The sequence below is a fragment of the Streptomyces sp. SolWspMP-5a-2 genome (assembly GCF_900091845.1).
GTDB classification, from domain to species: domain Bacteria; phylum Actinomycetota; class Actinomycetes; order Streptomycetales; family Streptomycetaceae; genus Streptomyces; species Streptomyces doudnae.
Genome location: NZ_FMCI01000019.1, coordinates 1 through 4,197 on the forward strand (window position 1 = coordinate 1; position 4,197 = coordinate 4,197).

2 protein-coding genes are annotated in these 4,197 nt (G+C 73.9%); both read left to right on the forward strand.

From position 1 onward, the window contains the following. The coding region (locus tag GA0115242_RS00935; RefSeq protein ID WP_141721441.1) for a type I polyketide synthase at positions 1 to 2,155 on the forward strand (2,155 nt) is incomplete at its 5' end. A gap of 61 nt (positions 2,156 to 2,216) precedes the next feature. Further along, positions 2,217 to 4,197: type I polyketide synthase (locus GA0115242_RS00940; protein ID WP_141721442.1), on the forward strand; the 1,981-nt coding region annotated here is incomplete at its 3' end.

A 4,197-nucleotide genomic window follows, 5' to 3' on the forward strand; every position in this document is an offset into this window, starting at 1 on the left:
GGAGTCCGAAGGCGTCACCACCCTGCTCGAAGTGGGCCCGAGCCCGGTGCTCGGCGGCCTCGTCGCGCAGTCCGCCGGCGACACCACCCTCGCCGTGCCCGCCGTCCGGAGCGGACGGCCCGAACCCGAGTCGCTGACCGCCGCCCTCGCCACCCTGCACTGCCGCGGCACCGGACTGGACTGGACGGCCTTCTTCGCCCCCACCGGTGCCTCGACCGTGGACCTCCCCACCTACGCCTTCCAACGGGACTCCTTCTGGCTGCGGCCCGAACCCGCCGCACCCCGGACCGCGGAACAGGCACTCTTCCGGCAGTCCTGGGAGCCGCTCGACCCGCCCGGTCCGCGGGCGACCCATGACTGGGCGCTCCTCGCACCGGACCGGGCGACCGCGGACCCGCTGCCCGCCGGTACGGCCCGCTACACCACCGTCGCCGACCTCGCCGCCGCCGTCGCGGCCGGCGCCCGCGTCGACACCGTCCTCGCCCCCCTCCCGTCCGACGCCACCCCGGACGACTGGGCCCACGGCCCCCGGTACGCGCTGGACCTCGTCAAGCAGTGGCTGGCCGACGAACGCCTCACGGACGTGCGGCTGGTGCTCCGCACCTGCGGTGCCGTCGCCGCGGTGGACGGCGACGACATCACCGACCTCGGCGCCGCCGCGTCCTGGGGACTCATCGGCTCGGCACAGTCCGAGGCACCCGGCCGGATCACCGTCCTCGACGCCCCGACCCTCACGGAGGCGACCCTCTCCGCCCTGGTCGCCGCCGGACACCCCAGGGCCGCCGTACGCGACGACCGGGTGCTCCTGCCGCGCCTCACCGCCGTGACCGACCGGGACCCGGCCGACTCCCCGTGGGGCCCCGACGGAACGGTCCTGATCACCGGCGGCACCGGAGCGCTCGGCGGGATGCTCGCCCGGCACCTGGTGACCGAGCACGGGGTCCGCCACCTCCTCCTGGTCAGCCGCGGCGGCAGGCGGGCCGAGGGCGTCGGGGAGCTGGTGGCCGAACTGACCGGACACGGCGCCACCGTCACCGTCGAGTCCTGCGACGTCTCCGACCGGCGCTCGCTGGCCGCCGTCCTCGACGGCATCCCCGACGAGCACCCGCTGACCGGAGTCGTCCACGCGGCCGGCGTCCTCGACAACGCGCTGCTCGGCGCACAGGACGCCGACCGGTTGCGGGCCGTGCTGCGGCCGAAGGCCGACGCCGCCTGGCACCTGCACGAACTGACCCGCCACTCGGAGCTGCGGGCCTTCGTCCTCTTCTCCTCCATGGCCGGCGTCCTCGGCGCACCCGGCCAGTCCAACTACGCGGCGGCCAACGCCTTCCTCGACGCGCTGGCCATCCACCGCGCGGCCCGCGGCCTGCCCGCCACCGCGCTCGCCTGGGGCCTGTGGCGCGACCGGGGTATGAACGCGCACCTGAGCGACCAGGACCTGAACAGGTATGCCCGCGACGGGTTCCGCCGGATCGCCGACACCGAAGGGCTCGCCCTGTTCGACCGGGGCGTGGCCTCGGGTCTCCCCGCCCTTGTGGCCTCGCCCCTCGCCCCCGCGGCGGTGGGCGGCACGGTCCCCGGACCGCAGGAGACACCGGCGGCGGAGGAGGACGGCGCGCCGTCCCTCGCCGAGCACCTGGCCGAGCTGACGGAGGACCAGCAGGAGCGCTATCTGCTGGAGACCGTCACCGCGACGGTCGCCGCCGTCCTGGGGCACGTCAGCCCGGCCGGCATCGCTCCCGAACGGCCCTTCCAGGAGCTGGGCTTCGACTCCCTGACCGGTGTCGAACTGCGCAACCGGCTGGCGGCGGCGACCGGCGTCCGGCTCCCCGCCACCCTCGTCTTCGACCACCCGACCCCCGCCGCCCTCGCCGCGTACCTGCGGGCCGAGGCAGCACCTGGCCCGGCCGACCCCGCCGACCGCGTCCACGACGAACTCGACTCCCTGGAAGCCGCGTTGGACCGGCTCACCGACGACGCGTCCCGCGTCGGGGTCTCCGTACGGCTCCAGACCCTGCTGGCCAAGGTGAGCGCACCCGTCGGCACGGCCGCCGCCCCGGACGACCCCGCCCCCCGGCCCGACCCGATCGCCTCCGCCTCCGCCGACGAGATCTTCGACTTCATCGACACCCAGCTCGGCCGCGCCGCGAGCTGACCGTCCGGCACGTCCCACGAGTTCCCGGCACCACGCCGTACCGAGGAGAGACTGATTCCGCATGTCCGCAGACAGCCGTGACGAACAGCAGGCCCAGGACCGAGAGCAGAAACTGGTCGAGTACCTGAAGTGGGTGACGGCCGATCTCCAGAAGGCACGGGAACGCATCACCGAGTTGGAGACGTCCCGCGGCGAACCCGTCGCGATCGTGGGCATGGCCTGCCGCTTCCCCGGAGGGGTGACCTCACCCGACGAACTGTGGCGTACCGTCGCGGACGGCACGGACGCCATCGGCCCGTTCCCCGCGGACCGCGGCTGGGACCTCCAGTCCCTCTACAGCCCCGACCCGCAGGAGCCCGGCACCTCGTACGCCCGCGAGGCCGGGTTCCTCGACGGCGCCGCGCACTTCGACGCCGGTTTCTTCGGCATCTCACCGCGCGAGGCGCTCGCCATGGACCCCCAGCAGCGCGTGCTGCTGGAGACCGCGTGGGAGGCCCTCGAGGACGCCGGAATCGACCCCACCACCCTCAAGGGGTCCAGGACCGGTGTCTTCGCCGGGGTGGTGGAGCAGAGCTACCTCGGTCTCTACGGGCCCGAGGAGTTCGAGGGCCACCTCATGACCGGCAAGCTCAGCAGCGTCGCCTCCGGCCGGATCGCCTACAGCCTCGGCCTCGAAGGGCCCGCCCTCTCCCTGGACACGGCCTGCTCGTCGTCGCTCGTGGCCCTGCACCTCGCCGTGGAGTCGGTGCGCCGCGGCGAGTCCACCCTCGCCCTCGCCGGCGGCGCCACCGTCACCGCGACCCCGGGTGGATTCATCGACTTCTCCCGGCAGAAGGGACTCGCCCCCGACGGCCGCATCAAGTCGTTCTCGGCGACGGCGGACGGCACCGCGTGGTCGGAGGGCGTCGGCCTCCTCGTCGTCGAGAAGCTGTCGGACGCGCGGCGCAACGGTCACCGGGTGCTGGCGGTGGTGCGGGGTTCGGCGGTGAACCAGGACGGCGCGAGCAACGGGTTGACGGCTCCCAACGGTCCCGCTCAGGAGCGGGTGATCCGGGGCGCGTTGGCGAGCGCGGGTCTGTCGCCCGCGGACGTCGACGCGGTGGAGGCGCACGGGACCGGAACGCGTCTGGGAGATCCGATCGAGGCGCAGGCGCTGCTGGCCACCTACGGCCAGGGGCGTGAACGGCCGCTGCTGCTCGGCTCGTTGAAGTCCAACATCGGACACACGGTCGCGGCGGCCGGGGTCGGCGGTGTCATCAAGATGGTGCAGGCGATGCGGCACGACGTCCTGCCCAGGACGCTGCACATCACCGAACCGACCCCGATGGTCGACTGGTCGTCCGGCGCCGTCGAACTGCTCACCGAGGCCCGCCCGTGGCCCAGGCGCCAGGACGGCCCCCGGCGCGCGGCCGTCTCCGCCTTCGGCGTCAGCGGCACCAACGCGCACGTCATCATCGAGGAGCCGGAGCCCCGGGACACCAGGACCGCCGAGGAACGGCCTCCCGTCGAACGCGCGCTTCCCGTGGTGCCCTGGACGATCTCCGCCAGGACCGAGGACGCCCTGCGCGCCCAGGCCGCCCGGCTGGCCGAGTACGCCAGGACACGGACCGACGTGGACGTCGCCGACATCGGCCTTTCCCTCGTCACCACCCGTGCCGCCCACGAACACGCCCTGACCGTCGTCGGCGGGGATCGGGGTGAGTTGGTCGCGGGGCTGGAGTCGCTGGCGGCGGGTGGCGCGGGTGGTGGTGTGGTGCGGGGGGTGCGTTCGTCGGGGCGGACCGGGTTCGTGTTCTCGGGGCAGGGCGCTCAGCGGGCGGGCATGGGGAGTGAACTGGCCGCTGCTTTCCCTCTGTTCGGGAAGGTGCTGGCGGAGGTGGATGCGGCGCTTGAGCCGTATGTGGGGCGTTCGGTGGTGTCGTTGATGACGGCGGGGGAGGGGTCGGCCGGGGCGGGGTCGTTGGGGGAGACGGGGTTCGCGCAGCCGGCGTTGTTCGCGTTCGAGGTGGCGTTGTTCCGGTTGTTGGAGTCGTGGGGTGTGT